This window comes from Microbacterium sp. AC145, assembly GCF_979258505.1.
Window position 1 is genome coordinate 2,598,136 of sequence record NZ_OZ409859.1, and the last position, 25,086, is coordinate 2,623,221.

The 25,086-nt window shown below is 68.2% G+C and carries 23 protein-coding genes, 3 tRNA genes and 1 pseudogene; 11 read left to right on the forward strand and 16 right to left on the reverse strand.

From position 1 onward, the window contains the following. Window positions 1-2: 2 nt before the first annotated feature. The 3 genes from ACZZZN_RS12550 to ACZZZN_RS12560 all read right to left on the reverse strand — a co-directional run bounded on the left by ACZZZN_RS12550 (window position 3) and on the right by ACZZZN_RS12560 (window position 2,541). Complete coding sequence (locus ACZZZN_RS12550) at window positions 3-746, reverse strand: hypothetical protein (RefSeq protein WP_463505475.1); 744 nt, start codon at window positions 744-746, stop codon at window positions 3-5. 59 nt (window positions 747-805) lie between these two features. After that, window positions 806-2,266: a cardiolipin synthase gene (cls, locus tag ACZZZN_RS12555; protein WP_463505476.1), complete on the reverse strand. Its 1,461-nt coding sequence runs from the start codon at window positions 2,264-2,266 to the stop codon at window positions 806-808. A gap of 101 nt (window positions 2,267-2,367) precedes the next feature. Then, complete coding sequence (locus tag ACZZZN_RS12560; RefSeq protein ID WP_463505477.1) at window positions 2,368-2,541, reverse strand: hypothetical protein; 174 nt, start codon at window positions 2,539-2,541, stop codon at window positions 2,368-2,370. 128 nt (window positions 2,542-2,669) lie between these two features. On the opposite strand from ACZZZN_RS12560, the gene ACZZZN_RS12565 reads away from it, so the two are divergent. Next, window positions 2,670-3,788, forward strand: a complete 1,119-nt coding sequence (locus ACZZZN_RS12565; protein WP_463505478.1) for a DUF4192 family protein — start codon at window positions 2,670-2,672, stop codon at window positions 3,786-3,788. 21 nt (window positions 3,789-3,809) lie between these two features. Here the strand turns inward: ACZZZN_RS12565 and lysS are convergent, their stop codons facing one another. Continuing rightward, window positions 3,810-5,339, reverse strand: coding sequence for a lysine--tRNA ligase (lysS, locus tag ACZZZN_RS12570; protein WP_463505479.1), 1,530 nt, complete (start codon window positions 5,337-5,339; stop codon window positions 3,810-3,812). 79 nt (window positions 5,340-5,418) lie between these two features. Here lysS and ACZZZN_RS12575 point away from each other — a divergent pair, with 79 nt between their 5' ends. Next, on the forward strand, window positions 5,419-7,254 hold the full coding sequence (locus ACZZZN_RS12575) for a DUF2207 domain-containing protein (RefSeq protein ID WP_463505480.1): 1,836 nt from the start codon (window positions 5,419-5,421) through the stop codon (window positions 7,252-7,254). 32 nt (window positions 7,255-7,286) lie between these two features. On the opposite strand, the gene ACZZZN_RS12580 is transcribed toward ACZZZN_RS12575, so the two are convergent. From ACZZZN_RS12580 to hpt, 10 genes and pseudogenes are all read right to left on the reverse strand, one after another. Then, window positions 7,287-7,991 (reverse strand): DUF2520 domain-containing protein, encoded by a 705-nt coding sequence (locus tag ACZZZN_RS12580; protein WP_463505481.1) that lies wholly within the window; start codon window positions 7,989-7,991, stop codon window positions 7,287-7,289. After that, entirely contained in the window at window positions 7,984-9,966 is a 1,983-nt protein-coding gene (locus ACZZZN_RS12585) for a PH domain-containing protein (RefSeq protein WP_463505482.1), read from the reverse strand. The genes ACZZZN_RS12580 and ACZZZN_RS12585 overlap by 8 nt, the downstream gene beginning before the upstream one ends. After that, the gene (locus tag ACZZZN_RS12590; RefSeq protein ID WP_463505483.1) at window positions 9,963-10,559 is read right to left on the reverse strand and encodes a PH domain-containing protein; all 597 of its coding nucleotides are present in this window, start codon (window positions 10,557-10,559) and stop codon (window positions 9,963-9,965) included. Before ACZZZN_RS12590 ends, ACZZZN_RS12585 begins: the two co-directional genes overlap by 4 nt. Beyond that, window positions 10,495-10,992: a DUF3180 domain-containing protein gene (locus ACZZZN_RS12595; protein ID WP_463505484.1), complete on the reverse strand. Its 498-nt coding sequence runs from the start codon at window positions 10,990-10,992 to the stop codon at window positions 10,495-10,497. Before ACZZZN_RS12595 ends, ACZZZN_RS12590 begins: the two co-directional genes overlap by 65 nt. 25 nt (window positions 10,993-11,017) lie before the next feature. Further along, window positions 11,018-11,542, reverse strand: a pseudogene (gene folK / locus ACZZZN_RS12600) (2-amino-4-hydroxy-6-hydroxymethyldihydropteridine diphosphokinase); the annotation flags it as partial. After that, window positions 11,539-11,931 carry a dihydroneopterin aldolase gene (gene folB, locus ACZZZN_RS12605; RefSeq protein WP_463505485.1) on the reverse strand — a complete coding sequence of 131 codons (393 nt, stop codon included), beginning with the start codon at window positions 11,929-11,931 and terminating at the stop codon, window positions 11,539-11,541. The pseudogene folK and the gene folB, both read right to left, overlap by 4 nt. 3 nt (window positions 11,932-11,934) lie before the next feature. Then, a complete protein-coding gene (gene folP, locus ACZZZN_RS12610) occupies window positions 11,935-12,741 on the reverse strand; it encodes a dihydropteroate synthase (RefSeq protein ID WP_463505486.1) in 807 nt (268 codons plus the stop codon). Continuing rightward, window positions 12,738-13,334 (reverse strand): GTP cyclohydrolase I, encoded by a 597-nt coding sequence (gene folE, locus ACZZZN_RS12615; protein WP_463505487.1) that lies wholly within the window; start codon window positions 13,332-13,334, stop codon window positions 12,738-12,740. The genes folP and folE overlap by 4 nt, the downstream gene beginning before the upstream one ends. Before the next feature lie 3 nt (window positions 13,335-13,337). Beyond that, window positions 13,338-15,338, reverse strand: coding sequence for an ATP-dependent zinc metalloprotease FtsH (gene ftsH, locus ACZZZN_RS12620; protein ID WP_463505488.1), 2,001 nt, complete (start codon window positions 15,336-15,338; stop codon window positions 13,338-13,340). 120 nt (window positions 15,339-15,458) lie between these two features. Continuing rightward, complete coding sequence (gene hpt, locus ACZZZN_RS12625; protein WP_463505489.1) at window positions 15,459-16,010, reverse strand: hypoxanthine phosphoribosyltransferase; 552 nt, start codon at window positions 16,008-16,010, stop codon at window positions 15,459-15,461. Window positions 16,011-16,148: 138 nt separating this feature from the next. On the opposite strand from hpt, the gene ACZZZN_RS12630 reads away from it, so the two are divergent. Then, window positions 16,149-16,682 carry a DUF937 domain-containing protein gene (locus ACZZZN_RS12630; RefSeq protein WP_463505490.1) on the forward strand — a complete coding sequence of 178 codons (534 nt, stop codon included), beginning with the start codon at window positions 16,149-16,151 and terminating at the stop codon, window positions 16,680-16,682. 809 nt (window positions 16,683-17,491) lie between these two features. Here the strand turns inward: ACZZZN_RS12630 and tilS are convergent. Continuing rightward, window positions 17,492-18,478 carry a tRNA lysidine(34) synthetase TilS gene (tilS, locus tag ACZZZN_RS12635; RefSeq protein ID WP_463505491.1) on the reverse strand — a complete coding sequence of 329 codons (987 nt, stop codon included), beginning with the start codon at window positions 18,476-18,478 and terminating at the stop codon, window positions 17,492-17,494. 93 nt (window positions 18,479-18,571) lie between these two features. On the opposite strand from tilS, the gene ACZZZN_RS12640 reads away from it, so the two are divergent. Together ACZZZN_RS12640 and ACZZZN_RS12645 are read left to right on the forward strand one after the other, a co-directional pair. After that, complete coding sequence (locus ACZZZN_RS12640; RefSeq protein ID WP_463505492.1) at window positions 18,572-19,216, forward strand: TMEM175 family protein; 645 nt, start codon at window positions 18,572-18,574, stop codon at window positions 19,214-19,216. A gap of 43 nt (window positions 19,217-19,259) precedes the next feature. Beyond that, a complete protein-coding gene (locus ACZZZN_RS12645) occupies window positions 19,260-19,751 on the forward strand; it encodes an inorganic diphosphatase (protein ID WP_463505493.1) in 492 nt (163 codons plus the stop codon). An 89-nt stretch (window positions 19,752-19,840) separates the two neighbouring features. On the opposite strand, the gene ACZZZN_RS12650 is transcribed toward ACZZZN_RS12645, so the two are convergent. Continuing rightward, a complete protein-coding gene (locus ACZZZN_RS12650) occupies window positions 19,841-21,244 on the reverse strand; it encodes a peptidoglycan DD-metalloendopeptidase family protein (RefSeq protein ID WP_463506593.1) in 1,404 nt (467 codons plus the stop codon). Between the two features lie 220 nt (window positions 21,245-21,464). Between ACZZZN_RS12650 and ACZZZN_RS12655 the strand changes: the two genes are divergently transcribed. The 6 genes from ACZZZN_RS12655 to ACZZZN_RS12680 all read left to right on the forward strand — a co-directional run bounded on the left by ACZZZN_RS12655 (window position 21,465) and on the right by ACZZZN_RS12680 (window position 25,031). After that, a tRNA-Glu gene (locus tag ACZZZN_RS12655) sits at window positions 21,465-21,537 on the forward strand. Window positions 21,538-21,566: 29 nt separating this feature from the next. Next, window positions 21,567-21,640 (forward strand) — tRNA-Asp (locus ACZZZN_RS12660). 70 nt (window positions 21,641-21,710) lie between these two features. Continuing rightward, window positions 21,711-21,783 (forward strand) — tRNA-Phe (locus ACZZZN_RS12665). 209 nt (window positions 21,784-21,992) lie between these two features. Continuing rightward, window positions 21,993-23,576, forward strand: a complete 1,584-nt coding sequence (locus ACZZZN_RS12670) for an alpha/beta hydrolase (protein WP_463505494.1) — start codon at window positions 21,993-21,995, stop codon at window positions 23,574-23,576. A gap of 64 nt (window positions 23,577-23,640) precedes the next feature. Beyond that, window positions 23,641-24,048 (forward strand): RidA family protein, encoded by a 408-nt coding sequence (locus tag ACZZZN_RS12675; RefSeq protein WP_463505495.1) that lies wholly within the window; start codon window positions 23,641-23,643, stop codon window positions 24,046-24,048. A 32-nt stretch (window positions 24,049-24,080) separates the two neighbouring features. Then, window positions 24,081-25,031, forward strand: coding sequence for a CPBP family intramembrane glutamic endopeptidase (locus ACZZZN_RS12680; protein ID WP_463505496.1), 951 nt, complete (start codon window positions 24,081-24,083; stop codon window positions 25,029-25,031). Window positions 25,032-25,086 lie beyond the last annotated feature (55 nt).

Genomic DNA, 25,086 nt, shown 5'->3' on the forward strand with positions numbered 1-25,086 from the left:
GATCAGCCGCGCACCTGGACAGTTCCGTCGAGACCGCCGCCGACGAGCGTCAACGTGAAGTCGTCGTCCTCGACCTGATCGTCGCCGAACGAGAGGAGAGTCGCTCGCGGTGCCATGTCCATCGTGCACGCCTTGTCGTCATCGGTGACGAACGTCACCGATCCGGTCGCTCCGGAGCCGGAGAGCTCCTCCACGACCGGCGGGCACCCCGACGATCCCCAGGTGAGCAGCACCAGAGAGCCGTCGTCGATCCACCCCGCCGACGGCGTGTACTCGGTCGATGATCCGGGCGCTCCCGTGAATGAGGCGCTGCCGTCGAGATCGACGTCATCCATCACATCGCCGTAGGTGACCTGCAGGGAGATCTCCTTCGTGGGATCCACACCCTCGGGCAGGGCACCGACGCTGGCGCGCTGCGCCATGTCGGCCGTGCACACGGCATCCGCGTCGGTCTCGACGAGCTCGACCGACACCGTCTGGCCGTTCGCCGACACCGTGTCGACCTGCGGAACGCAAGTGGAAGACCCCCAGGTCACGACCGCGAACATCCGACCGTTGTCGAGGATCGTCGCCTCGATGTCGTCATAGTCGTCTTCCCCTCCGGCACCGGCCGAACTCGACGGCACGGGTGTCGAACTGGGCGCGGTGGCACCCGGCCCCGCCGTGCATCCGGAGAGCATCAGAACTGCGGCAGCAGACAGCGCGGCGGCCGACAGAGCAGCGGCGGCGCGAATGGGGAGGGCCATGCCCCACAGATTATCGCCCGGAAAGCCTCGCTGACACCCCGAGAAGTGCCAGAGTCGCGCTACTGCAGTGCCGAGGTGAGTCGCGCGAGATTGTCGAGGACCGTCGAGCGCAGCGGCTGCTGCATCCACTCCGCAAGGGTCAGTTCACGGCTGAGCGAGCGATAGTGATCTTCGACCTCGCGCATCTCGGCGACGAACTCCTCTCCGCGCACCAGCATCGACACCTCGAGGTTCAGACCGAACGAACGCATGTCCATGTTGCTCGAGCCGATCACCGCGACCTGATCGTCGATCGTGAGGCTCTTGGTGTGCAGGATGTAGGGCTTGCGATACATCCAGATGCGCACGCCGGCCTTCAGCAGCACCTCGTAGTAACTGCGCTGGGCGTGATAGACCATCGCCTGGTCGCCCTCTTCGGAGACGAAGAGCTCGACCTCGACGCCGCGATCGACGGCGGCGGTCACCGCCAGAAGCAGCGCCTCGTCGGGGACGAAGTACGGGCTGACGATCATGATCCGTTCTTTGGCCGCATAGAGCAGCCCCAGGAAGAGGCGGAGGTTGTTCTCCACCTCGAACCCCGGACCCGACGGGACGACCTGGCAGTCCAGGTCTCCGGAGCCGGTCTCGGCATGCGAGATGTCGATCTCCTGCAGCACCTCGTCGGTCTCGCTGTACCAATCGCTGAGGAAGATCGCATTGACGCTCAACACCACAGGACCGTCGATGCGCACCATGAGGTCGACCCAGTGGAGTCCGCGCTTGATGTTCTTCGGCAGGTTGTAGGTGGAGTCCGTGACGTTCTGCGATCCGAGGAACGCGACCTTGCCGTCGACCACGAGGAGCTTGCGGTGATTGCGCAGATCGGGTCGCTGCATGCGCCCCTTGAGCGGCTGCACGGGCAGCATGAGATGCCAGTGCGCGCCCATCGCGTTCAGCCTCTTGACCGTGGCCCGGTATCGGGGTTTCCACCTGTTCGCCCAGTGGTCGAGCAGCACGCGCACGTGCACACCACGCGCTGCGACCTCCTCCATGGCGCGGAAGAAGTTGTCGGTCGACGCGTCGGACTGCAGGATGTAGAACTCGATATGGACGTAGTCCTCGGCCTTGCGGATCTCGTCGGCCATCGCGTCGAGGGATCCCTGGTAGTCGGCGATCAGGTGGGCGCCGTTGTCGCCGGAGATCGGAAGAGCGCCGAGGCGATGGTTCATCTCGACCAGCGGCGGGAACCAGCTGGGGGCGTTCGGGCGCAGAGTGCCGAAGTGCAGATGCTCGCTCGTCTCGGCGATGTACTCGTTGATCTGATCCTGTTTGCGGCGCCGAGCCCTGGGCAGGCGCGGGTTTCCGATCAGCAGGAAGAGGAAGACTCCGACGAACGGGATGAAGAAGACGGCGAGCAACCACGCCATGGCTGCGGTGGGGCGACGATTGCGAGGGATCACGATGATCGCCGTGATGCGGATCGCCAGGTCGAGAAGGAGGATGAACCCTGCGATCCACGCTGCCCAGGTGTCGGGTGTCATACCTCGTCCTCCCGACGGGTCGGCACTTCGACGGGATGCGCCTCAGTGGGCACCGGTGGCGGTGCGTTTGGCTACACAGTAGCGGATGGGACGGACACCGCTCAGGAGCGCGGCGGAAGACCGCGCGCTGCGCGCTCTTCGGCTTCGATCCGGGCATGCACCTTGCGCTCGGTGCGATCGAAGCGGAGGATCCCTCGGATCACGAAGAAGAACACCACGCTCACGCCGACGGTCGGAAGGAGCGACCACGCGACGGCGACCCAGAAGTTCTCCATGGCTCCATGGTACGCGACCCCGAAGAGCCTCGACCCACTGCTCCTGCACACGACGGCGCCTCAGGTCAGCCGGCGTGCGGGCCTGTGGAGCCCTCCCACCGGGTGGCTGCGCAGACGACACTCGCCGGATGACCACAGTGCTCCGGGCCTCCGGCTCCTCCGAATTCCTCCGTATCGTCCCGGCCCTCGCCGGCTTCACACCCCGGCGGAGCCTCGTGCTCCTTCCCTTCCGCGGCACCCGCACCTACGGCGCGATGCGTCTCGATCTCCCCGACGGCGATGTCTCGCTCGAGGAGTACGCCGATGCTGCCGTCGGCCTGGTCGCGAGGGTCGAGAACACGGATGCTGTCGCCGTCGTCGTCTACACCGACGATGAGGCCTACTCCACCCGCGACGGTCTGGTGCTCCCGTACACGGTGGAGATCGACGAGGTTCTCGGGTGCGCCGCGGACAGCGGTCTGCGCATCGTCGACGCGCTCTGCGTGACGCCCTCCGGCTGGTCGAGCTATCTCGACGACGAACCTGCGCTCTGCTCCTTCGAGGCGGAGACGCCGGAGGTCGCGGGCCTCGGCGATGTGTCCGGCGATCAGCTGTCGGGCACCGACCTGCCGCCCACCGATCTCGCCGAGCGAGAGCGAGTCGCGCGAGCCCTGCGCGACCTCGATGAGCTGCTCGTCCAGGAGAGGATCGGCGGCATCACCGGGCGGCAGAACCCTCAGGCGATCGCGGCGCTCGCACTCCTCGAAGACATCCCCGCCTTCTTCGAATCGGTGCTCACGGGTCCCGACGAGCTCCCACCGTTCGCCCATGCCGCCCTGCTGTGGTGCCTCGACCGCCCGATCTTCCGCGATGTCGCGCTCACCCAGTGGGCCACGGATCTGCGCGGCGGCGTGCGCACGCTCGATGCGCAGCTCGCCTTCTCGGGCGGGCGCACCACGGTGCCCGATGACCTCGGCGACGTCTTTCTCGGCCGGGGACCCGCACCGGATGCGGCTCGGCTGCGCCGCGCTCTCGAGACCGTGCGCGCAGCCGCAGCGCGGGCGCCGAGACTGTCTCGCCCGGCTCCTCTCACGGTCGCCGCATGGATCTCCTGGGCGCTGGGTCGCGCGAGCCACGCAGGGCACTACCTCGACCTCGCCCGCGCCATAGAGCCCGAGTACGGACTCGCGTCGCTGCTCGACACGATGATCGGTGCCGCGGTGCTGCCCGAGTGGGCGTTCAGACGAGGTTCGGGGTCAGCCGCATGAGCCGCGCGGCGATCCCGCGCCCTACTTCACGAGGGGGAACAGGATGGTCTCGCGGATGCCGAGTCCGGTGATCGCCATGAGCAGGCGGTCGATCCCCATCCCCATGCCTCCGGACGGCGGCATGCCGTGCTCGAGTGCCCGCAGGAACTCCTCGTCGACCGGCATCGCCTCGACATCGCCGCGCGCTGCGAGCTTCGCCTGCTCGACGAAGCGCTCGCGCTGGATGACGGGATCGACGAGCTCGGAGTATCCGGTCGCGAGCTCGAAGCCTCGGATGTACAGGTCCCACTTCTCGACGACGCCCGCGATCGAGCGGTGCTCGCGTACGAGAGGAGAGGTGTCGACGGGGAAGTCCATCACGAACGTCGGGCGCACGAGGTCGCCCTTCACGAAGTGCTCCCACAGTTCCTCGACGAGCTTGCCGTGCGTCGCCTGAGGCGGCAGATCGACGTCATTGGCCTCGGCGAAGGCGATGAGGTCCTCCACCGAATCCTGAGGCGTGACCGTGCGACCGGATGCGGCGGAGAGCGACTCGTACATCGAGATGCGGTCCCACTCTCCGCCCAGGTCGTATTCGGTGCCGTCGGCCCAGGTCACGGTCGTCGAACCGGACACCGCGATCGCCGCCTGCTGCACGAGTTCCTGAGTGAGCGCGGCCATCTGGTCGTAGTCGCCGTATGCCTGGTAGGCCTCGAGCATCGCGAACTCGGGGCTGTGGGTCGAGTCCGCGCCCTCGTTGCGGAAGTTGCGGTTGATCTCGTACACGCGCTCGATACCGCCGACGACGGCGCGCTTCAGATACAGCTCCGGCGCGATGCGGAGGAAGAGCTCGGTGTCGAAGGCATTCGAGTGCGTGATGAAGGGGCGAGCGGAGGCGCCGCCGTGCTGCACCTGCAGCATCGGCGTCTCGACCTCGAGGTAGTCGTGGCTGCCGAACGTCGCGCGCAGGCTGGCGTTGACGGCGGCACGCGCCCGAACGGTGGTGCGCGCCTGCTCGCGGACGATCAGATCGAGGTAACGGCTGCGGACGCGGCCCTCTTCGCTGAGCTCGGAGTAGGCGTTCGGGAGCGGCAGGATCGCCTTCGACGCGATCGCCCAGGCGTCGGCCATGATCGAGAGCTCACCGCGGCGGCTGGAGATCACCTCACCGTGCACGAAGACGTGGTCGCCCAGGTCGACGTACTCCTTCCACTCGGCGAGCGACTCCTCGCCGACGTTGGCGAGCGAGATCATCGCCTGGATGCGCGAGCCGTCGCCCGCCTGCAACGTGGCGAAGCAGAGCTTGCCCGTGTTGCGGCTGAACACCACTCGGCCGGCGACGCCGACGACCACGCCGGTCTCGGCACCGGCCTCGAGGTCGTCGTAGTCCGCGCGCAGCGCAGGGATCGTGTGGGTCACGGGCACGCCGACGGGGAAGGCCCCGCCGCCGGCATCCGTCCGCTTGGCGATCAGTCGCTCCCGCTTCGCGAGACGCACGGCCTTCTGCTCGTGGACGTCTTCTTCGGTGGCGGCGGGGGTGGTCGGCTCGGGCGCGGCAGACGCGTCAGTCATTCGTGGCTCCTTGAAAGTCCTGTCCAGTTTACCGAGGTCTTCTCCGCTCCCTGCGGCCGACTCTGGGTAGCCTCGAAGAATGGCAGCCTTCCGACTCGTCCATGCTCTCTCAGCCGTCGCTCTCTGCGCCGCGGCGGTGATCGTCCCCGCCTCGGCGAGCGCCGACTCATCACCGTCCACCGTCGCGCCGGCTCGCGCCGACACTGTCGTCCTCGCCGACGAGAACGACTTCTCGTATGCCTCGTGGGATGCACAGTACGAGGTCGGCCTCGACTCCGAGGGGCGGGCGCAGATGCACGTCACCGAGTCGCTGACCGCGCGGTTCCCCGATGTCGACCAGAACAAGGGCATCGTACGAGGGCTCCCGACGAGCTACGAGAACGCCTGGCTCGACGTGCGCGTGATCTCCGTGACCGACGAGACCGGCGCAGACGTGCCGTATGAGACCGACGAGGACGACGGTCTCCTCTACGTGCTGACGGGCGACGACGACTATGTGCAGGGCCTCGCGACATATGTGATCGAGTACGAGATGCGCGACGTCATCCTGGCTGCGGACACCGGAGTCGACGAGTTCTACTGGGACCTCCTCCCCCTCGACAGCACGCAGCCGATCGAGAGCTTCCGCGCCGACATCGTCTTCGACGACACGATGACCGACCATCTCACCGGCGACGCCCGGTGCTACACCGGCTACTCGGGCTCGACCGACGAGTGTCCTCTGACGAACGACGGGTCGACCTTCACCGTCGAGTCGAGCGAACTCGCCGCGGGACAGGGAGTGACCGTCGCGGTCGGATTCGAGCAGGGCACCGTCACGCAGCCGACGTCCCGGCAACCGAATCCCGTCACCGACACGGTGCCCGCCGTCGCGGCACTCGGCGCACTCGGAATCTCGGTCGCGGGCTGGTTCGCCGTCTCGGCGTTCAAAAGATCGCGACGGACATCGACCGGCATCGTCATCGCGCAGTACGACGTGCCCGACCGCATGCCCCCGCTTCTCGCGGCCGCGATCGTGCCCGGCGCGAAAGACGCGATTCCGGCAGAGATCGTCCATCTCGCCGTACGCGGCACGCTGCGCATCGAAGAGGGCTCCGACGTCGAACAGCCGCGTCTGCGCCGTATCCCCGGCAGCCGCATCCCCGACCAGCTCGACGTCGACGCACTCGACGCGCTCTTCGCCGACGCAGCCTCCGATGAGATCGCCGAGCTGCCCTCCGAGAGCGAGACCTTCGCCGCACGCATGAAGGCCCTCGTCCAGAGCGGCACGGATGCCGCGGCATCCCGCGGTCTGACGACGAAAGCTCGCAGCCGCGTGGCCATGCTGCTGCAGTGGCTCGCGATCGCCTTGGTGCTGGCGGGCTTCGGACTCGGCCTGTGGGGCATCATCGCCGGCCGGGTGACTGCGCTGCCCGCCTTCGTGGCGATCTGCGTCGGGACGTTCCTGGTGCTGCTCTCCTCGCTCTACGCCTTCTCGCGGCATACCGTGCTCACGCCCGAGGGCGCCCGCGAGCACGAGTATCTGATGGGAGTGAAGGAGTTCATCCGCGTCGCAGAAGCCGACCGGCTGCAGATGCTGCAGTCGTACTCGGGCGCCGAGCGGCGGCAGGACGGCAGCGCGAACGTCATCGTCGTGTACGAACGGCTCCTGCCCTACGCCATGCTCTTCGGCATGGAGGACGAGTGGGGTCCTGTGCTCGAGCGCGCGTACGCCTCCGAGCGGCGCGGCGCCTCGTGGATCGGCGACCCGTCGACACCCTTCGTGCACGCGCAGCTCGCGGCGTTCGCGGTGTCGTCGAACGCGGCGGCGTCGTACTCCGCCCCCAGTTCAGGCAGCTCGTCGAGTGGCGGCGGATCCTTCGGCGGTGGATTCTCGGGCGGCGGCGGCGGAGGGGGGTTCTCGGGCGGTCGCTGAGAACGCCCGTCCGCGGTCGCGGGCTCTCGCGTCTAGAGAAGCGGCTCCTGAGGCGAGGCGTCTCGAAGCGCACCCTCGACGGCCGACTGCACGAGCGCCGAGAGATATCCGCCCGCGTTCTCCACGCCGATCGCGCTCAGCCGGGCTGTCGATTGCGCGATGATCGAGCGGGAGAACTCGGTGACCGTGTGGATCGCGTCCGCATAGGCCGCCCGGTCGCCCTCGGCGATCACGACCGGCTCGCACCCGATCTCCACCGCCAGTGCTTGGGCGATCGGCAGCACGGCCGCAGGTGCGGTGACCGCCGCGTATCCCGCACGCAGCTGACGCAGATCGACCGACGTGCCGGTGAACGTGATCGCCGGATGCACCGCGAGCGGAATCGCCCCTCGTTCGGCCGCGGGACGAAGCACCTCGATGCCGTGCCCCGGGTCGGTGTGCAGCACGAGCTGTCCGAGCTGCCAGCCGCCGACCTCAGCGATACCCGCGACCAGCGAAGGCAGATCATCGTGCGGCACCGCGAGCACGACCAGCTCGCTGCGACGCACCACCTCGAGCGGATCCAGGACCGGCACATCGGGCAGCACCGCGGACGCGCGATCGTCATCCGAGCCGCTCGTGATGCCCGTGATCGCATGGCCCGCACCCGCGAGGGCGGCCCCGATCACGGGGCCGACGCGACCCGCCCCGATGATCCCCACTCCGAGACGACCGTCGCGACGCGCCGGCTCACTCATCGCGTGGAGCCGGGGGCATGACGGGCGGAGCCTGCGGAGCCGCGGGGGGAGCTGCAGGACTCACCGGAGGAGCCGGCGGAACAACCGGGGCGGCGGGAGGAGCGGCACGCTCGGCCGGAGGGGCCGGCGGGGCCGGCGGGGCCGGCGGAGCCGGCGAGACGAACGGCGGAGCAGCAGGGGCAGGCGGAGCCGGGTACGCGAACGCGGGCCCCGCCGGTGCTGCCGGGAGGGTCTCGTCGGCGAACGCGACGTCGTCGCCGTCCGCGGCCGCGTGCTCGCCCCAGCGGTGGCTGTGGTCTCGCTCTGCGGCCGCCGCCGCGGCGGCGGTCACTCCGTCGATCAGGAACAGCGCGTCGTCACGCTCGAACCCCGAGAGATATCCCGTGATGAGTCCCTGCACCGAGTGCACCTGGGCCCCCGACACACGCTGAGCGCGATCGATGGGTCCCTGCGAGAGCGACACGCCCTGCAGCCTGGCCAGCGGGAAGATCGCCAGCTTGCGCCACATCACACCGCGACGCAGCAGGAGCCCCATGTCGGTGAGCACGTAGCCGTGACGCTTCCACGAGAGAGGCCGGCGCCACCACGCGCGGCGGGCCATGACGCGGTACGGATCGCCCTCGATGGGACCGAGGATGCCGTGCTCCCACACCATCTGCATCTCGGCGGGCTGCAGATCGGGGAGGATCAGCGACAGCACGCGCTCCACGTCGGCGCGCTTGCCCACCGGCAGCACGACGTTGAACTGCTGGGCCGTGCCCGATGACTGCTGCGCGGCGCTCTTGCCGCTCATGCGGTTGATCCTGATGGTCCACCACCCGAACGGCCGCCACAGCAGCGACTGGGTCACCTCGACCGCGAAGATGCGGCCAGGAGGCAACGTCTCGGTCACCGTCGTCAGAAGGCCGTAGGTGATGCGGACGCCATCGGGGGTCGGGGCGATCGAGTACCGCAACGACTTCGAGATCTGCGCCCAGGTGATACCGACGATCGCGATGATCATCGGGATGCCGATGCCCAGCGTGATCCCGAGGCCGAGGAACCCGTCCATCGGATCGCCGTCGATCATCGAACCGATCACGACGCCGCCGATCGCGACACCGAAGATCACGGCGAAGAAGACGAACCACAGCACGCTGGAGATCAACTGCGATCCCACCAGCCGACCGGTGGGGATCTTGACGACGCTCTCGGGTTCGACATCGGCGAGATCCACGCCGCCGATCAGCCCGTTGACGCCCTCGTTCATCGATCCCACGAGCTGTCCGCGGGCGGTGACGGGCGCACCGGGCGCCGCACCGACACCGGGCGCTGCGGCGGCACCGGTGTTGCCCTTGCGGGCGGCTCGAGCTCCCGACGCGAGGCGCAGGATGTCGGATCGCACGGACTCGGCGCGGCCGGTGGCGAGGTACTCGAGATCGACGTTGGAGTCGGTTCCCGCGCCCACGACCTCGAGCTTCGCGAGACCGATGATGCGGGCGGGGAACGGCCGGGTCAGGTTCACTCCCTGCACGCGGTCGAGCGGAGCCCGACGGTGCGATCGGAAGACGATCCCCTTGCGCACCTCGACGTGGTCGCCGGTGATGCGGAACTGATGGAAGCGCCACAGGAACCAGAAGATCCCGATGAGCACCAGTACGAGAGCGAGCACGCCGAGCAGCGCGATGAGGATCAGGTTGTTCTCGAGCACCCAGTCGACCGGGTCTCCGCCCGAATAGTCGCCGTAATGCGCCTCGGGTGAGAACAGATCGACGGCCCACGCGATCAGGCGGTCGCGCATGTTGGCCACCACGATGCCCGCGATGATGATCAGCGCCAGCCCGCCCTTGAAGAGCGGGGTCAGCGGATGCATCCGATGCCACTCCCCGTCGGCGAGAGTCGTCGGGGCTTCGGGATCCGTCGGCGCCGGGGAGGCCGGGGTCGGCGAGGCCGGGGTCGGCGAGGCCGGGGTCGGCGGCAGCTGCGGCTCGCTCACAGGCCGGTCCGGCGGGTCTCGGCGACCTCGATGAGCGTGTCGCGCAGTGCCTCAGAGGCTGCCTGGGTGAGCCCGGGGATCTGCACGCCGGTGGTCGCCGCGGCCGTGACCATCTTCAGCTGGCTGACGCCGAAGGCACGGTCGAGGGGGCCCTGCGTGATGTCGACGAGCTGCATGCGGCCATAGGGCACGGCGATCATGCGCTGCCAGAGGATGCCCTTTCGGAACACGATGTCGTCGGAGCGCAGCATGTAGCCGATCGCCTTGGCCTGACGGGGCAGGATGATCAGGGTGATCAGGGTGATCAGCACGATCACCCCCGCCGGGATCCATGCCCAGGTCTGGCCGAGAGCCAGCGCGAGCACGGCGGCCACGGCGACCACGAAGGCGAGGAAGATCACGTTCTGCACGATCTGAGACACCACGTACCGCGGTGAGATCTGGTGCCAGGTGCCGTCGAGCTCGAGCCTGGCGGGGTTGCGCGCCGTGCGCAGCTGCGGGTAGGTCCCCTGGTCGAGGGCCCCGAGGTCAGTGACCTCCGCCGAGTTCAGCGGGGCCGGGGTCTCCGGCTCGGTCTGTGGGTTCTGAGTCATCAGGATCCTTCGGCAGGGTGCAGAACTGTTCGGCGATGAGCGCGGCGACCGCGAGCACGACCGCGCTTCCGATCAGTGCCAGCATCGCCACAGTCGACCCTACCGGGGGATCGATCGGCCGGGAGAGGAGGAAAGCGAGAAGCCCGGCGCCGAACCCTGCCATGATCGCTCCGACCAGGCTCGACGCTCGAGCGAGGGTCACGGCGCGCGTCGCCCGGAACGGGTCGATGCGCAGGCCGTTGCGGACACTCGATCGCACGGGCCAGGCGACGGCGAGCGATGCGGCGGCGATCAACAGGAGCAGCAGCGGCAGCAGGAGCGACGGCGTGAAGGTGGTCCGCCCCATCACCGTCAGCAGGTGGTCGAGCAGGAACCCACCGCCGGCAGCGAGCAGGGCGAGGACGGCGAGGAGCGCGACCGAGGTGCGCTTCATCGCTCTCCCCGCCGTGCGGGCTCTCGGCGCGCAGTCGGGCGACGAGGTCGGCGACCCGGCCGTATCCGGCAAGATCCGCCTCGGCGTCGAGGGAGAGCCATGGTTCGAGGACGAACAGACGCTCCGCCGCCCGCGGATGAGGCAGCTGCAGGCGTTCGTCGTCGGAGGTCTCCGCTCCGTACGCGATGAGGTCGAGGTCGAGGGTGCGGTCGCCCCACCGCTCGTGCCGCTCGCGGCCGTACTCGTCTTCGATCGCGTGCAGCATCCCCAGAAGGATCGACGGCGCGAGTCGGGTGCGCACGAGCGCCGCGGCGTTCACATAACCGGGCGCGTCGGGATCGGGACCGTCGAGTCGCAGCGCCACCGTCTCGATGAGCGGCGACAGTCGCACCTCGCTCACGAGGGGCAGCCGCGAGATGCGCTCGGCTGCCGCGCGGATCGTCTCCTCGCGATCGCCGAGGTTGGCTCCGAAGGCCACCACCGCTGTCGTCTCCGGGCGTCCTTTGCGCGGAACGGGCTCCCCGAGCGGCTTCGTGAGGTTGCGGCTCATCGCGAGAACCCCACGGCGGCATGCAGCTGCGCACGATGCACAGTGACTGCGACATCAGCGAACGTCAGCGAGATGGGCGCATGCGGCTTGTGCACGGTGACCGTGACCGAGTGCACCCGGTCGTCTGTGAGCGCGACGTCGGCGATGCGCTCGGCAAGTGTCTCGATGAGGTTCACGGGGTCGCCGGCCACCACCGCGGCGACCTTCTCGGCAAGCTCGCCGTAGTGAACGGTGTCGACCACGTCGTCGGATGCCGCGGCCTCACGCAGCGGCATCCGCAGCGTCAGGTCGATCGTGAACTCCTGACCGTTCTCGCGCTCGTGGTCGTAGACGCCGTGGCGCCCGAACACCGTGAGTCCGGTCAGGACGATCTCGTCGAGGAAATCCATGCGTCAACGATCCCACGCGTGTGTGATCGCCAGAGCATCCCGTGTGGCGGCCACGTCGTGCACGCGCACGGCCCACGCCCCGGCTCGTGCGGCCAAGGCGCTCGTCACGGCCGTCGCGAGGTCGCGGCGCTCTTCGGATGCCGCCTCCTCGGGCGCCGCATGCTGGAGGATCTCGGCCAGGAATCGCTTGCGAGATGTGCCGACCAGCACGCGCGGCCCCAGGGCGACGATCTCGTCGAGTCCGCGCAGGAGCTCCCAGTTCTGTGCCCCCGCTTTCGCGAATCCGATACCGGGATCGACGATGAGACGAGACGGGGCTATCCCCGCCGCGGCGGCCTCGCCCATGCGCTCCTTCAGCTCGCCTGCGACCTCGCGGGCGATGCGGCGATAGTCCGCCTGCGCGTACATGTCATCGGAGAAACCGCGCCAGTGGCCGATCGCGTAGTCGGCTCCGGTCTCGGAGACGGCCGCGAGCATGTCGGGGTCGGCGAGTCCGCCCGACACGTCGTTGACGATGCGCGCCCCTGCCCGCACGGCAGCGGCGGCTGTCGAGGCGTTGAAGGTGTCGATGCTGACCGGAGCGCCCGCGGCGACGAGCTGCTCGATCACGGGCAGCACGCGCTGCTGTTCGACCTCGGGACCGACGCGCTCCGCTCCCGGTCGTGTGGATTCGCCACCGATGTCGAGCACCGTGGCACCGTCGTCTCGAAGCCGCAGGCCGTGTGCGACAGCCCGATCGACGTCGAGATAGCGACCGCCATCGCTGAACGAGTCGGGAGTGACGTTGACGATGCCCCAGATGCCGGTCATCCGTGCGACGCCCCCGAGCTGATCAGCGCGATGAGCTCGGCACGAGAGACGGCATCGGTGTACTCGCCCCGCGCGGCGATCGTCAGCGTCGACGCCTCGGGCTGGCGGCCGCCGCGCATCGTGACGCAGCCGTGGCTGGCATCGAGCACCACGAGCACCCCGAGGGTGTCGAGGTTCTCGGCGATCGTGTCGGCGATCTGCTCACCGAGACGCTCCTGCACCTGCGGCCGGGTCGCGAGGATCTCGACGACGCGCACGAGCGCCCCGAGCCCGACGACCTGCTCGCCGGGGAGGTAGGCGATGTGCGCACGACCCGCGAAAGGCAGGAGGTGATGCTCGCACACCGACCGGAACCGGATGTCTCGCAGCAGCACGGCTCCCGAGGCCAGCGTGTCGGGCGCAGGGCCCCGCGTCACACTGATCGTGTGCGCGAGGGGCGCAGCGGGATCCTCCCCCACACCGGCGAAGAACTCGGAGTACAGCTCGGCCATGCGCGACGGGGTCTGCTTCAGCCCCGGGCGGTCCGGATCCTCACCGATCGCCTCGAGCAGCTCACGTGTGATCCGCTCGACGCGTGCGCGGTCGACGGACACGGGTCAGGCCGTCGCGGGTCGCGTCTGGCCGGCACCGGCCGATCCCGGCTGCGTGCGCGGAGCCGACGCCGGCGCTTCGGCGGATGCGACCAGCGAGACGTCCTTCTTCGGAACCTCGATCGGCGGCAGTTCCGAGACCGGACGCGCCTCGCTCGAGAGCCACAGCGGGCGCTCGGGCAGCTTCTTCACCTCGGTGAAGATCTCGGCGATCTGGTTGTGGTCGAGGGTCTCCTCCTCGAGCAGCGCGAGCGCGAGCTTGTCGAGGATGTCGCGGTTCTCGCTGATGACCTCGTACGCCTCGTTGTGCGCCTGCTCGATGAGCGCACGCACTTCGGCATCCACTCGCTCCGCGACCTTCTCCGAGTACTCGCGGCCGCGTCCCATGTCACGACCGGCGAAGGGCTCTCCGCCCTCGCTGCCGAGCTTCACGGGGCCCACCTGCGTGGTCATGCCGTACTCGATCACCATCCTGCGGGCGATCGAGGTCGCCTTCTCGATGTCGTTCGAGGCACCGGTGGTCGGGTCGTGGAACACGATCTCCTCCGCGACGCGGCCTCCCATCGCGTAGGTGAGCTGGTCCTGCAGCTCGTTGCGCGTGACGGAGTACTTGTCGTCGAGCGGCAGCACCATCGTGTAGCCGAGAGCCTTGCCGCGCGGCAGGATCGTGATCTTCGTCACGGGGTCGGTGTAGTTCATCGCCGCCGCAGCGAGGGCGTGCCCGCCCTCGTGGTACGCGGTGATGAGCTTCTCCTTGTCCTTCATCACACGCGTGCGGCGCTGGGGGCCGGCGATCACGCGGTCGATGGCCTCGTCGAGCGCACGGTTGTCGACCAGCTGCGCGTTCGAGCGAGCGGTCAGCAGCGCTGCCTCGTTGAGCACGTTCGCGAGATCGGCACCGGTGAAACCGGGGGTCTTGCGGGCGACGACCTCGAGGTCGACGCTCTTCGACAGCGGCTTGCCCTTGCTGTGCACCTCGAGGATCTTCTGACGGCCGCGCAGGTCGGGGGCGTCGACACCGATCTGGCGATCGAAGCGGCCTGGACGCAGGAGCGCCGGGTCGAGGATGTCGGGACGGTTGGTCGCCGCGATCACGATGACGTTCGCGTTCGGGTCGAAGCCGTCCATCTCGACGAGCATCTGGTTGAGCGTCTGCTCTCGCTCGTCGTTTCCGCCGCCCATGCCGGCACCACGGTGGCGGCCGACGGCGTCGATCTCGTCGATGAAGATGATCGCGGGCGAGTTCTCCTTGGCCTGGTTGAACAGGTCGCGTACGCGGGAGGCACCGACACCGACGAACATCTCGACGAAGTCGGAACCCGAGATCGAGTAGAACGGTGCGCCCGCCTCACCGGCGACGGCGCGGGCGAGCAGCGTCTTGCCTGTTCCGGGAGGGCCGTACAGCAGCACGCCCTTCGGGATCCGCGCGCCGATCGCCTGGAACTTGGCCGGGTCCTGGAGGAACTCCTTGATCTCGTGGAGCTCTTCGATCGCCTCGTCGGCACCCGCCACATCGGCGAAGGTGACGGTCGGCGTCTCCTTGTTGACGAGCTTCGCCTTGGACTTGCCGAACTGCATGACCTTGCCGCCGCCACCCTGCATCGACGAGAGCAGCCACCAGAAGAGCAGTCCGAGCAGGACCAGCGGAAGGAGAAGGGAGAGGATGCCGTCGAACCAGGTCGCACGGGGCACGGCGTCGTTGAAGCCGTCCTTCGGGTCTGCGGCGTTGATCGCCTTGACGACCTCTTCGGCACGCGCCTGGACGTAGTAGAACTGCACGTCCTCAGAACCCTCGAACGCCTTCGACAGCGTCATGTCGACGCGCTGGTCGCCGTCGGTGGTGACGACCTCGGTGACCGTCTCGCCGGCGAGCAGCTCGAGGCCCTCCTGCGTCGTGATCTGCTTCGGCGCGCCGAGGTTGGAGATCAGCAGGAAGCCGCCGAACAGCAGCAGACCGATCAGAGCGACGTAGATCAGCGGGTTCCGCGTGAGCTTCTTGACATCCATGGTCGGATCAGCGTATCGCGCAGGCGCTAGGTGGCTGCTGTGCGTTCACCCACGGCGTACCCTTCGACGGGCTCAGAGACCCACACGGTGTCCCGCTGGCTTGCTGAGCCTGTCGAAGCGTCAGCTGTAGACGTGCGGCGCGAGCACCGCGACGTCACGCAGGTTGCGGTAGCGCTCGTCGTAGTCGAGGCCGTAGCCGACCACGAAGTCGGTGGGGATGTCGAAGCCGACATACTTGCAGTCGATGACGACCTTGGCGGCCTCCGGCTTGCGCAGCAGCGCGAGGACCTCGATCGACTCGGCGCCGCGCGACTCGAAGTTCTCGAGCAGCCAGCTGAGCGTGAGGCCCGAGTCGATGATGTCCTCGACGATCAGCACGTGCTTGCCGTTCAGGTCGGTGTCGAGGTCTTTGCGGATCTGCACGACGCCGCTCGACTTGGTGCTCGCGCCGTAGCTCGACACGGCCATCCAGTCCATCGGAGCATGGAACGGCAGCGCGCGGGCGAAGTCCGCCATCACCATGACCGCGCCCTTCAGCACGCCGACGAGGATGATCTCCTTGCCCGCGTAGTCGACCGCGACCTGAGCCGCGAGCTCGTCGAGCTTCGCGATGATCTCCTCCTCGGTGACGAGGATCTGGGCAAGGTCGTCCTGGATTTCCGCGGCGCGCATGGATCGATTTTAGGCGACGCGCACCGATGCTCCCGCACAGGATCCGCAGATCGGCAACCAGAATTCCGGATGCGCCGACGGCATCCGCACTACTCTGAGCCGTGAGACGGGCGGATGCCCCCGACGGAAGGAATCTCCATGGCTCTTGACGACATCCTCAAGCAGGTCCCGATCGACGACATCGCCGCGAAGCTCGGAGTCTCCCCCGACGTCGCCAAAGAGGCGGTCGAACAGGGCGGCGCCGTGCTGCTCGGCGGGCTCGCGAAGAACGCCTCGACCTCGGAGGGGTCGTCCGCGATCGAGAACGCACTGAAGCGCCATGAGGGCGCGACCGGGGCGTCGAAGGTCGACGACATCGATCAGGCCGACGGCGGCAAGATCGTCTCGCACATCCTGGGCGCCGACGAGAAGAAGGTGACCGAGAAGCTCACCGAATCGCCGAAGACGGCCGGCATCGACTTCGGAAAGCTCCTGCCGATCCTGGCCCCGATCGTCATGGGTCTCATCGCGAACGCGAACAAGGACAAGAGCACGAAGACAGAGACCGCAGAGGCGCAGTCCGGTGGAGGCGGCATCGGCGACGTGATCGGCGGACTGCTCGGCGGCGGCAAGTCATCGGGAGGCGGCGGCATCGGCGACCTGCTGGGCGGCCTCCTCGGCGGCAAGAAGTAAGACGCGCGACCCGCACCACCCCGGTCGTCGAGCGACGACGGAGACGAAACGTCGTGAGCCACCTTGGCGCGTTTCGTCTCGCTCGGCTCCGCCGTGCTCGCTCAACGACCGGGGGCTCAGCGCACGGCGACCACGAAGCACCCGCACCATCCCGGTCGTTGAGCGACGACGACGAAGTCGACGGAGACGAAACGTGGTGAGCCGACCTAACGCGTTTCGTCTCGCTCGGCTCCGCCGTGCTCGCTCAACGACCGAGGGTCAGCGTGCGGCGACCACGAAGCACCCAAACCACCGCGGTCGTTGAGCGACGACGACGAAGTCGACGGAGACGACACGTCGTGAGCCGACCTAACGCGTTTCGTCTCGCTCGGCTCCGCCGTGCTCGCTCAACGACCGGGGGTTAGCGCACGGCGACCACGAAGCACCCGCACCATCCCGGTCGTTGAGCGACGACGACGAAGTCGACGGAGACGAAACGTGGTGAGCCGACCTAACGCGTTTCGTCTCGCTCGGCTCCGCCGTGCTCGCTCAACGACCGAGGGGTCAACGCGCGGCGACCACGAAGCACCCACACCACCCCGGTCGTTGAGCGACGACGACGACGTCGACGGAAACGTCGTGAGCCGACACAACGCGTTTCGTCTCGCTCGGCTCCGCCGTGCTCGCTCAACGACCGAGGGGTCAGCGCGCGGCGAAGGCGATGCGCCCGCACCATCCCGGTCGTTGAGCGACGGAGACGAAACGTCGTGAGCCGACCTAACGCGTTTCGTCTCGCTCGGCTCCGCCGTGCTCGCTCAACGACCGGGTGGTCAGCGCGCGGCGAAGACGATGCGCCCGCCGAGCCTCGACGCCGAGCATCCGGGCAGATCGATGGGGCCCTGGCCCGACCAGTCGGTCGCGAGCCGCGCGACCTCGAGCGTCTGCAGGCGGGTGAGGCTGACGCCGAACTCGCTGTCGACCACGAGACGGATGATCCTGTTGCGCAGGGCGGCCGGGTTCGCAGCGAGTGCCGCGACGCTCACCGAGATCCCCGCTTCGGCATGCTCGACGATGTCTTCGATGGTCTCGTGGATCATCTCGTCGAACGCCTCGGCATCCTCCCTGAGCTGCTCCGCAGTACGGGCGAGGGCCTCGGCGATTCCGGGACCGAGCTCGGATTCGAGCACCGGAAGAACCCGCTCCCGCACTCGCACCCGAGCGAACCGCTCGTCGGAGTTGTGGGGGTCGTCCCAGGCATCGAGAGCGGATGCCGTGCAGAACGCCCGCGTCGTCTCGCGACGCACGGCGAGCAGCGGCCGCACCCAGCGCAAGCCGTCATCGTCTGCTCTCACCGGGGCCATGCCCTGCAGGCTGGCGGCGCCGGATCCGCGGGCGAGGCCGAGCAGCACCGTCTCGGCCTGATCGTCGAGTGTGTGTCCGAGGAGCACGGCAGATGCTCCGACATCTGCGGCGGCATCCTTCAGCACCCGATACCGGGCCTCGCGTGCCGCAGCCTCCGGACCGCCTTGTTCTCCGACCTCGACCCGCACGATGAGCGCATCCAGCCCGAGAGCCGCCGCTGTGCGCGCAGCGCGTGCAGCGACGGCATCAGAGTCGTCCTGCAGCCCGTGGTCGACGGTCAGGCTCGCCACCCGCAGGCCGAGCTTGGGCCCCTCGAACGCGGTCGCCGCGGCGAGGGCGAGCGAGTCGGCACCTCCGGAGAGAGCGACGACGACGGTCGATCCCTGTGGCAGATCGGCGAGCGCGGTGCGCACGGCGAGGCGGATCTCGGCGATGACAGGTGAGAGTGACGGCACGGCTCCACGGTAGTTCAGGTCCGCGGCGGATCACGCGGATGGATCGCCGCGCAGTGCTCGCGCTGGAGGTGCGCCAGGTCCTAATCTGGCGCCGTGACGGATCGCACAGTGAGATTCAGGACCGAACGGTTCAAGGCGTTCGTCGATGCGGTGGTGGCGATCGCGATGACCCTGCTGATCCTTCCGCTCATGGAGTCGGTGTCCGATGCCGCCTCCGGCAAGCTCAGCACGGCCGAGTTCTTCGTCGACCACTCGGGTCAGCTGCTGAGCTTCGGGCTGAGCTTCACTCTCATCGCGACCTTCTGGATGGGCCACCACCGGCAGTACCGGGATGTGGAGTGGGTCACGTCTCCGCTGATCTGGATCAACGTCGCCTGGATGGCCACGATCGTCTGGCTGCCTGTGCCGACCGCCATGATCGGGCAGATGGAGACGGACTCCCTGCAGCCCGTGGTCTACATCGGGACTCTGATCCTCACGCAGATCACGACTCTCGCCGGCTGGCTGTATCTGCTCCGCCATCCCGACTTCACCACCACCCCCGTCGACGTCCTGCGGGCAGGGGTGCTCGGAGATCTCGCCGCGATCATCCTGTTCCTGATCGCTCTCGCGCTCGCGGTGTTCCTCCCGTCAGTCGGTTACGCGGGGCTCCTCGTGCTGCTGCTGAGCGGCGTCGTCTCGCACCTGCTGAACCGTGCATCGCGGCGGGGGCCGAGTGCCTCCACCGGCCGCGGGTAGGCTAGTGCGCGGCATCCACCCGTCATTTCCAAGGAGCACACGCATGGGCGCACACGACGCCGTCATCGAGATCCCGCGCGGCAGCCGCGTGAAGTACGAGGTCGACCACGAGACCGGACGAGTTCACCTCGACCGCGTGCTCTACACGACCTTCGGATACCCGGCCGACTACGGCTACTTCGACAACACCCTCGGCGAGGACGGCGACCCGCTCGACGTGCTCGTGCTGCTCGACCACGCCATCTACCCGGGCGTCGTCGTCGAGGTCCGCCCCGTCGCGGTCCTCAAGATGAGCGACGAGGCCGGCGGCGACGACAAGCTCGTCGCGGTGCTCTCGAAGGACCCTCGCTGGGCGCACATCCAGGACATCGGCGACATCGCCGAGTACACGAAGAAGGAGATCGCGCACTTCTTCGAGCACTACAAGGACCTCGAGCCCAACAAGTGGGTCAAGGTCGACGAGTGGGGCGACGCCGCCGAGGCGCAGCGCATCCTCGATGAGGCGATCGTCCGCGCGAGCGAGCAGGGCCACTGACACCGCATCCGCCGGGCCGCTGAGCCCGACGCACGAGACCCCCGGTTCCGCTCAGCGGCCGGGGGTCTCGTGCATGCGGGGAGGAATTATCAGACCGAGATGCCGCGTCCCGCCAAGAAGTCGATCGGGTTCGTGTAGCGGCCGTCGATGTAGACCTCGAAGTGCAGGTGGCAGCCGACGGATGCTCCGGTGTTGCCCGCCCAGGCGATCACATCGCCCGCGTTGACCCATTGTCCGCCGCGCACATTGAACCCACCGGGCTTGATGTGCGCATAGCCCGTGGCGACGCCGCCGCCGTGCTGGATGCGGATGTAGTTGCCGTAGTTGCCGTTGGGGCCCGCGTAGTCGACGGTGCCCGACTGTGCAGCGAAGATCATGGCGCCGCAGCCGTTGGCGAGATCGACGCCGTAGTGGAACGCCGAGCACGCCGGGCAGGGACGAGGACGCGAGCCGTAGCCGGCGCTGCGGTAGCCGCCCTGCGGCCGAACCCATCCGCCGGTGCCCGGCTGGCCGCCGGTGCCTCCACCGCCACCGCCGCCGCCTCCTCCGCCACCGCCGCCTCCCGCTGCTGCGGCAGCGGCGGCCGCTGCCGCAGCAGCCGCGGCGGCTTCGGCCTCACGGCGCTTGCGCTCCTCTTCGGCGACGCGCACACCCTCCTGGTAGCCGGCGACAGTGGTCGCGGTCTGGTCCTTGAGCGCGGCGAGCTGCGCCTGCATCGTGGCGAGGTTGGCGGACTGCTCGTCGAGAGCGTCCTGCGCGGCGTCGGCAGCGGCCTGCGCCTCGATCATCTTCTGCTCCGCCACCTGCTGCAGGCGGTCGCGCTCGGAACGGGCGACGACGGCCTGGTCGGTGAGCGACTGCGACGCGTCGCGCGCAGCGGTGGCCTTGTCGCGCACCGTCTGGTTGTACTGATAGACCTTGTCCATCGTGCCGAGGCGCGAGAGCAGTTCGTCGGCGTTCTCGGCCGACCCCGCGAAGAAGAGTTCGAGGGCGGTGTCATCGCCGCCGTTGCGATAGAGCTGGGCGGCGAGCTGCGCGGCCTTGCGCGTCGCGTCGTCGGCGATCACGGCCTGAGCATCGGCCTGGGCCTGCAGCTCGTCGGCGATCGCGATGGCTTCGAAATAGGCCTGCTGGGCGGCGTAGAACTCGTCACCGGCAGCGACCGCTGCGGCTTGGGTCTCTGCGACCTTCTGCTGCAACGAGGCGATGAGCCCTTCGATGCGCGTGATCTCCGCGGCCTTCGACGACTCGTTGCGCATGGCGTTCTGCACGTCATCCCAGCTGGGATATGACGCCGCGTACGCGGCGGTGACGCCGTTGGTCACGCCGAAGGCGCTGAGCGCGACGACTCCCAGCGCGCCGAAGCCGAGGCCGAGAGCGCCACGACGGCTCATCGAGCCCTTCTGCCAGAAGGCGCGGCTCTCGGCGGGCGTGGGCGCGCAGCCGCAGTCCTCGGATGCCGCTGCGGCAGCAGCATCCACAGGTGAATGCATGTCGTTCACGCGGCCCCTTCCGCCGGATTCACAAATGCCACAGTAACAACAACTTTCACATCCGCAACAGAGCGCGGGCGGGGTCGATCGACACGGGCGTAGGACTCCATCGTCCTCCCGAACACGCCCGGGCGGAAGCAGACTCGCCCTCGATTCGCATTTTGCTCAGATCTACCCTTATGCTTGAGCGTCGGCAAGGAAGTCCTCCGGGACAGACTTCGGCCCCATCGTTTAGCGGCCTAGGACGCCGCCCTTTCACGGCGGTAGCACGGGTTCGAATCCCGTTGGGGTCACTCCTTCCGGTACAATTGAAAACAAGTATGGCCCTGTAGCGCAGTTGGTTAGCGTGCCGCCCTGTCACGGCGGAGGTCGCGGGTTCAAGTCCCGTCAGGGTCGCTCTAAGCGACGGGCCTTTCTCTTCGAGAAAGGCCTTTCGTCTAGATGCGGCAGGTCAAGCCGGTCGCATGGCTCTGTAGCTCAGTTGGTAGAGCGCACGACTGAAAATCGTGAGGTCACGGGATCGACGCCCGTCGGAGCCACAAGGACCATCATTACAGTGGTCCCAGAAACCCTCGCCTAGCTTCTACATGGCGGGGGTTTTGCCTTTGCCCCAGACTGATCTGTGTGGCGGGCCAAGCGACATGAATCGCACGCTCGCGTTGACCCTGTTGCCGGAACATGGTGTTCCCTGCTCAGCATGAAGCGATCGAACAGCAGCCCATCACCACAATCCGGAGTGAGGCGGCCTTTGCGCGGAGGCTGGCGCGCCGTCTCCGGAGTCGCGCTCGTCGCAGCCCTCGCCGCCGTGCTCGCGGCGTGCACCGCACCTGGCGGTGTTCCGGCGGACGATCCCCGGAGCACGCCGATCGTCGCGCTCGAGAAGTTCCAGACCCAGGAACTCGCGTGGGAGGACTGCGCCGACTACGCGATCACCACGCAAGACGAAAAGTACTTCCCCCTCGCTCCGGAGGCGGAATGCGCGCGGATGCAGGTGCCGTTGGACTACGCGGACCCCACGGGCGACACCGCGTCCGTCGCCGTGGTGCGGGTACCGGCACGGGGCGAGTCGCAGGGCTCGCTGTTCTTCAACCCCGGCGGCCCCGGCGGCGCCGGACTTCTCGGCACGATCGGTGCATCCTCACTCATGACCGAGAGTGCGATCACCGAGAGCTTCGACCTGGTGGGGTTCGACCCGCGCGGTGTCGGAGCGACGGAGCCCGCCGTCGACTGCAAGCTGACCGACGGATCCTCCGACGGTGCGGATCTGCTCGAGAGGGTCGGCGCGCCCATCCCGACGCTCACCGAAGGCGACACGAAGGAACTCGCCGAGCGTTGCGCACAGGGCTCCGGCGGCATGGAAGCTCTGGCGAATGTGGGCACCCGCACGACGGCGAAGGACATGGATGTGCTGCGCGCGGTCCTTGGAGAGGACAAGCTGAACTTCCTCGGCCAGAGTTACGGCACGCGGCTGGGCGCCATCTACGCCGAGGAGTTCCCGGAGAACGTGCGGGCCATGATCCTCGATGGCGCCTTCGACCCGAACCTCGGATCGCAGGAGCGGCTGCTCGCGTCGTTCCGAGGTTTTCAGTCATCGTTCGACGACATGGCCGCGTTCTGCGCCACCCAGCTGGATTGCCCCCTCGGAACAGATCCGAACGGTTGGACCTCCGCTCTTCAGAGCATCCTCCAGCCCCTCGCCGACGACCCCGTGCCGGCGGGCGACACCGAGCTGAACTTCGATGCCGGACTCGGGGGCGTGCTGGCCAGTTTCTACAGCCCTGACCTCTGGCCTCTGGCGATCGAGGGCCTGCGTGAGGTGCAACAGGGTCGCGGCGACCAGCTGCTGCAGCTGGCGACCGGGATCGCCGGCGTCGCCGACGAGGGGCAGAGCTCGAACCAGACCGACGCGTCCATCGCGATCAACTGCGCCGATGAAGACCTTCTCGGTGCGGACGAACTCGCTCAGCTGCTCAAGGACACCTACGCGCAGGTGCCGATCATGGACCCGGGCACGACGACCGAGGCGCCCACGCGCGACAAGTGCGCGGACTTCCCGGTCACGGGCGAGCTGGGCATCCCCTACGCGCAGGACCTCGAGGATCTTCCGTCGACGCTGGTCATCTCGTTGACAGGCGACGCGGCGACGCCGTACGAGGGCGCCGTCGAACTCGCGGAGACGCTCGGAGGCACGCTCCTCACGGTGGAGGGCGAGGGACACACCGTACTCGGGAAGGGCATCAGCGGCTGCGCCGACGCGATCGCCGCGACTTACCTCCTCGACCTCGAACTGCCGGAGAACGCGCCGGAACTGCGGTGCGCGGTGAGTCCGTGACCCTTGACCCTGTTGCCAGGACACGGTCTTCAATGAAGCACCATCATTCGACGAAAGGAATCTGATGACCGTGCACCTCAGCCACCCCGCAGGTCTCCTCGAACAGGAGGAGTACTCGCCGGTCGCCAGCGCGACCGGAACCCGGCTGCTGCTGCTCGCCGGGCAGGCATCCGTCACTCCGTCAGGAGAGGTGACCTCGGCCGACCTGGCGGGCCAGGTCCACACTGCCCTGCAGAACGTCGCCGTCGGCGTCACCGGCGCCGGCGGCTCGGTCGCCGACATCGCTCGGCTCACGATCTACGTCGTGGGCTGGGCGCAGGAGATGGCGGAGCCGCTCTTCGACGGTCTGGCGCGCGCGCAGGCATCCGACGGTTTCGCCACCCCGCTGCCGCCCCTCACCGTGATCGGCGTGCAGGCGCTGTGGACGCCGGAGCTGCTGGTCGAGATCGAGGCGACGGCGGTCCTGCCGTGAACGACGCTTCCGATCGGGAGAGAGGTGCCCTGGTGAACCCTCTCGCCGGGGATCATCATGAGCCATCGCCCCTGACCGATCCGCGCGGGGCCGGCGAGGTGCACCCCGGTCCCGCGATGCCGCCCCTGGACGGCAGTCGCCCGTTCGGCGTTCATTACCGGATGGCGTGGTGGAAGTCACTCATCGTCATCGTGGCGCTGCCGCTCACACTGGTGATCACGCAGCTCGGCCTCTACCTGCTGGCGGGTCTGGCGGAGGGACGCGACCCGTTCGCTCAGGAGCTCACTCCCCTGAAGCTCCTGGGCGCCAACCTCAGCACGGGCCTCACCGCGCTCCTGGCGCTGGTGTTGGTCGGGCGATTCGCCAAGGTTCCGTGGCGGATCGTGTTCAGCGCGCCGCGCCGTTTCGATGGTCGTCGTCTGCTGATCTACTTCCTGGGTTCAGCGGTGATCGTCGGCGTCGCTTTCTCGGCCGTCGGGCTCATCTCCCCGGAGAGCGTGGGATGGACGACCCTGAGCGTCACCGGCACGACCGTGGGCATCCTCGTCGTCATCCTCCTGTCGACGCCGATCCAGACGGCCGGCGAGGAGGTCATCCTGCGCGGAGCGATCCTGCCGGCCGCAGGATCCTGGTTCCGTGCCGTGAAACCGGCGTTCATCACGGGACTGATCGTCTCCAGTCTGATGTTCGCGTACCTGCACGGATCGACCGATCCTCTGCTGTTCGCGTACTATCTGGTGTTCTCGGTCGCGACGGCAGTGATGGGCTTGATCACGAGGGGCCTCGAGGCGGCAATCGCCTTCCACACCGCCAACAATCTGGCAGTGACCACGATCAATGCCCTGTTCGCGGGAGGCGGCGCGATCGCTGTGGAGCGCTCGGAAGGTGCCGCCGGCGGTCTCACGCTGCTCATACCTGCCGCCGCGAGCCTCGCCGCGCTGGCGATGGTCGCGTTGCGGGAGCGCAGGCGGCGCGGCGCCTGAACCCAGGACGTGGCGCAGGCGGAGCCCGGCGAGAGACCCTGTCCGGCGCCCCGAC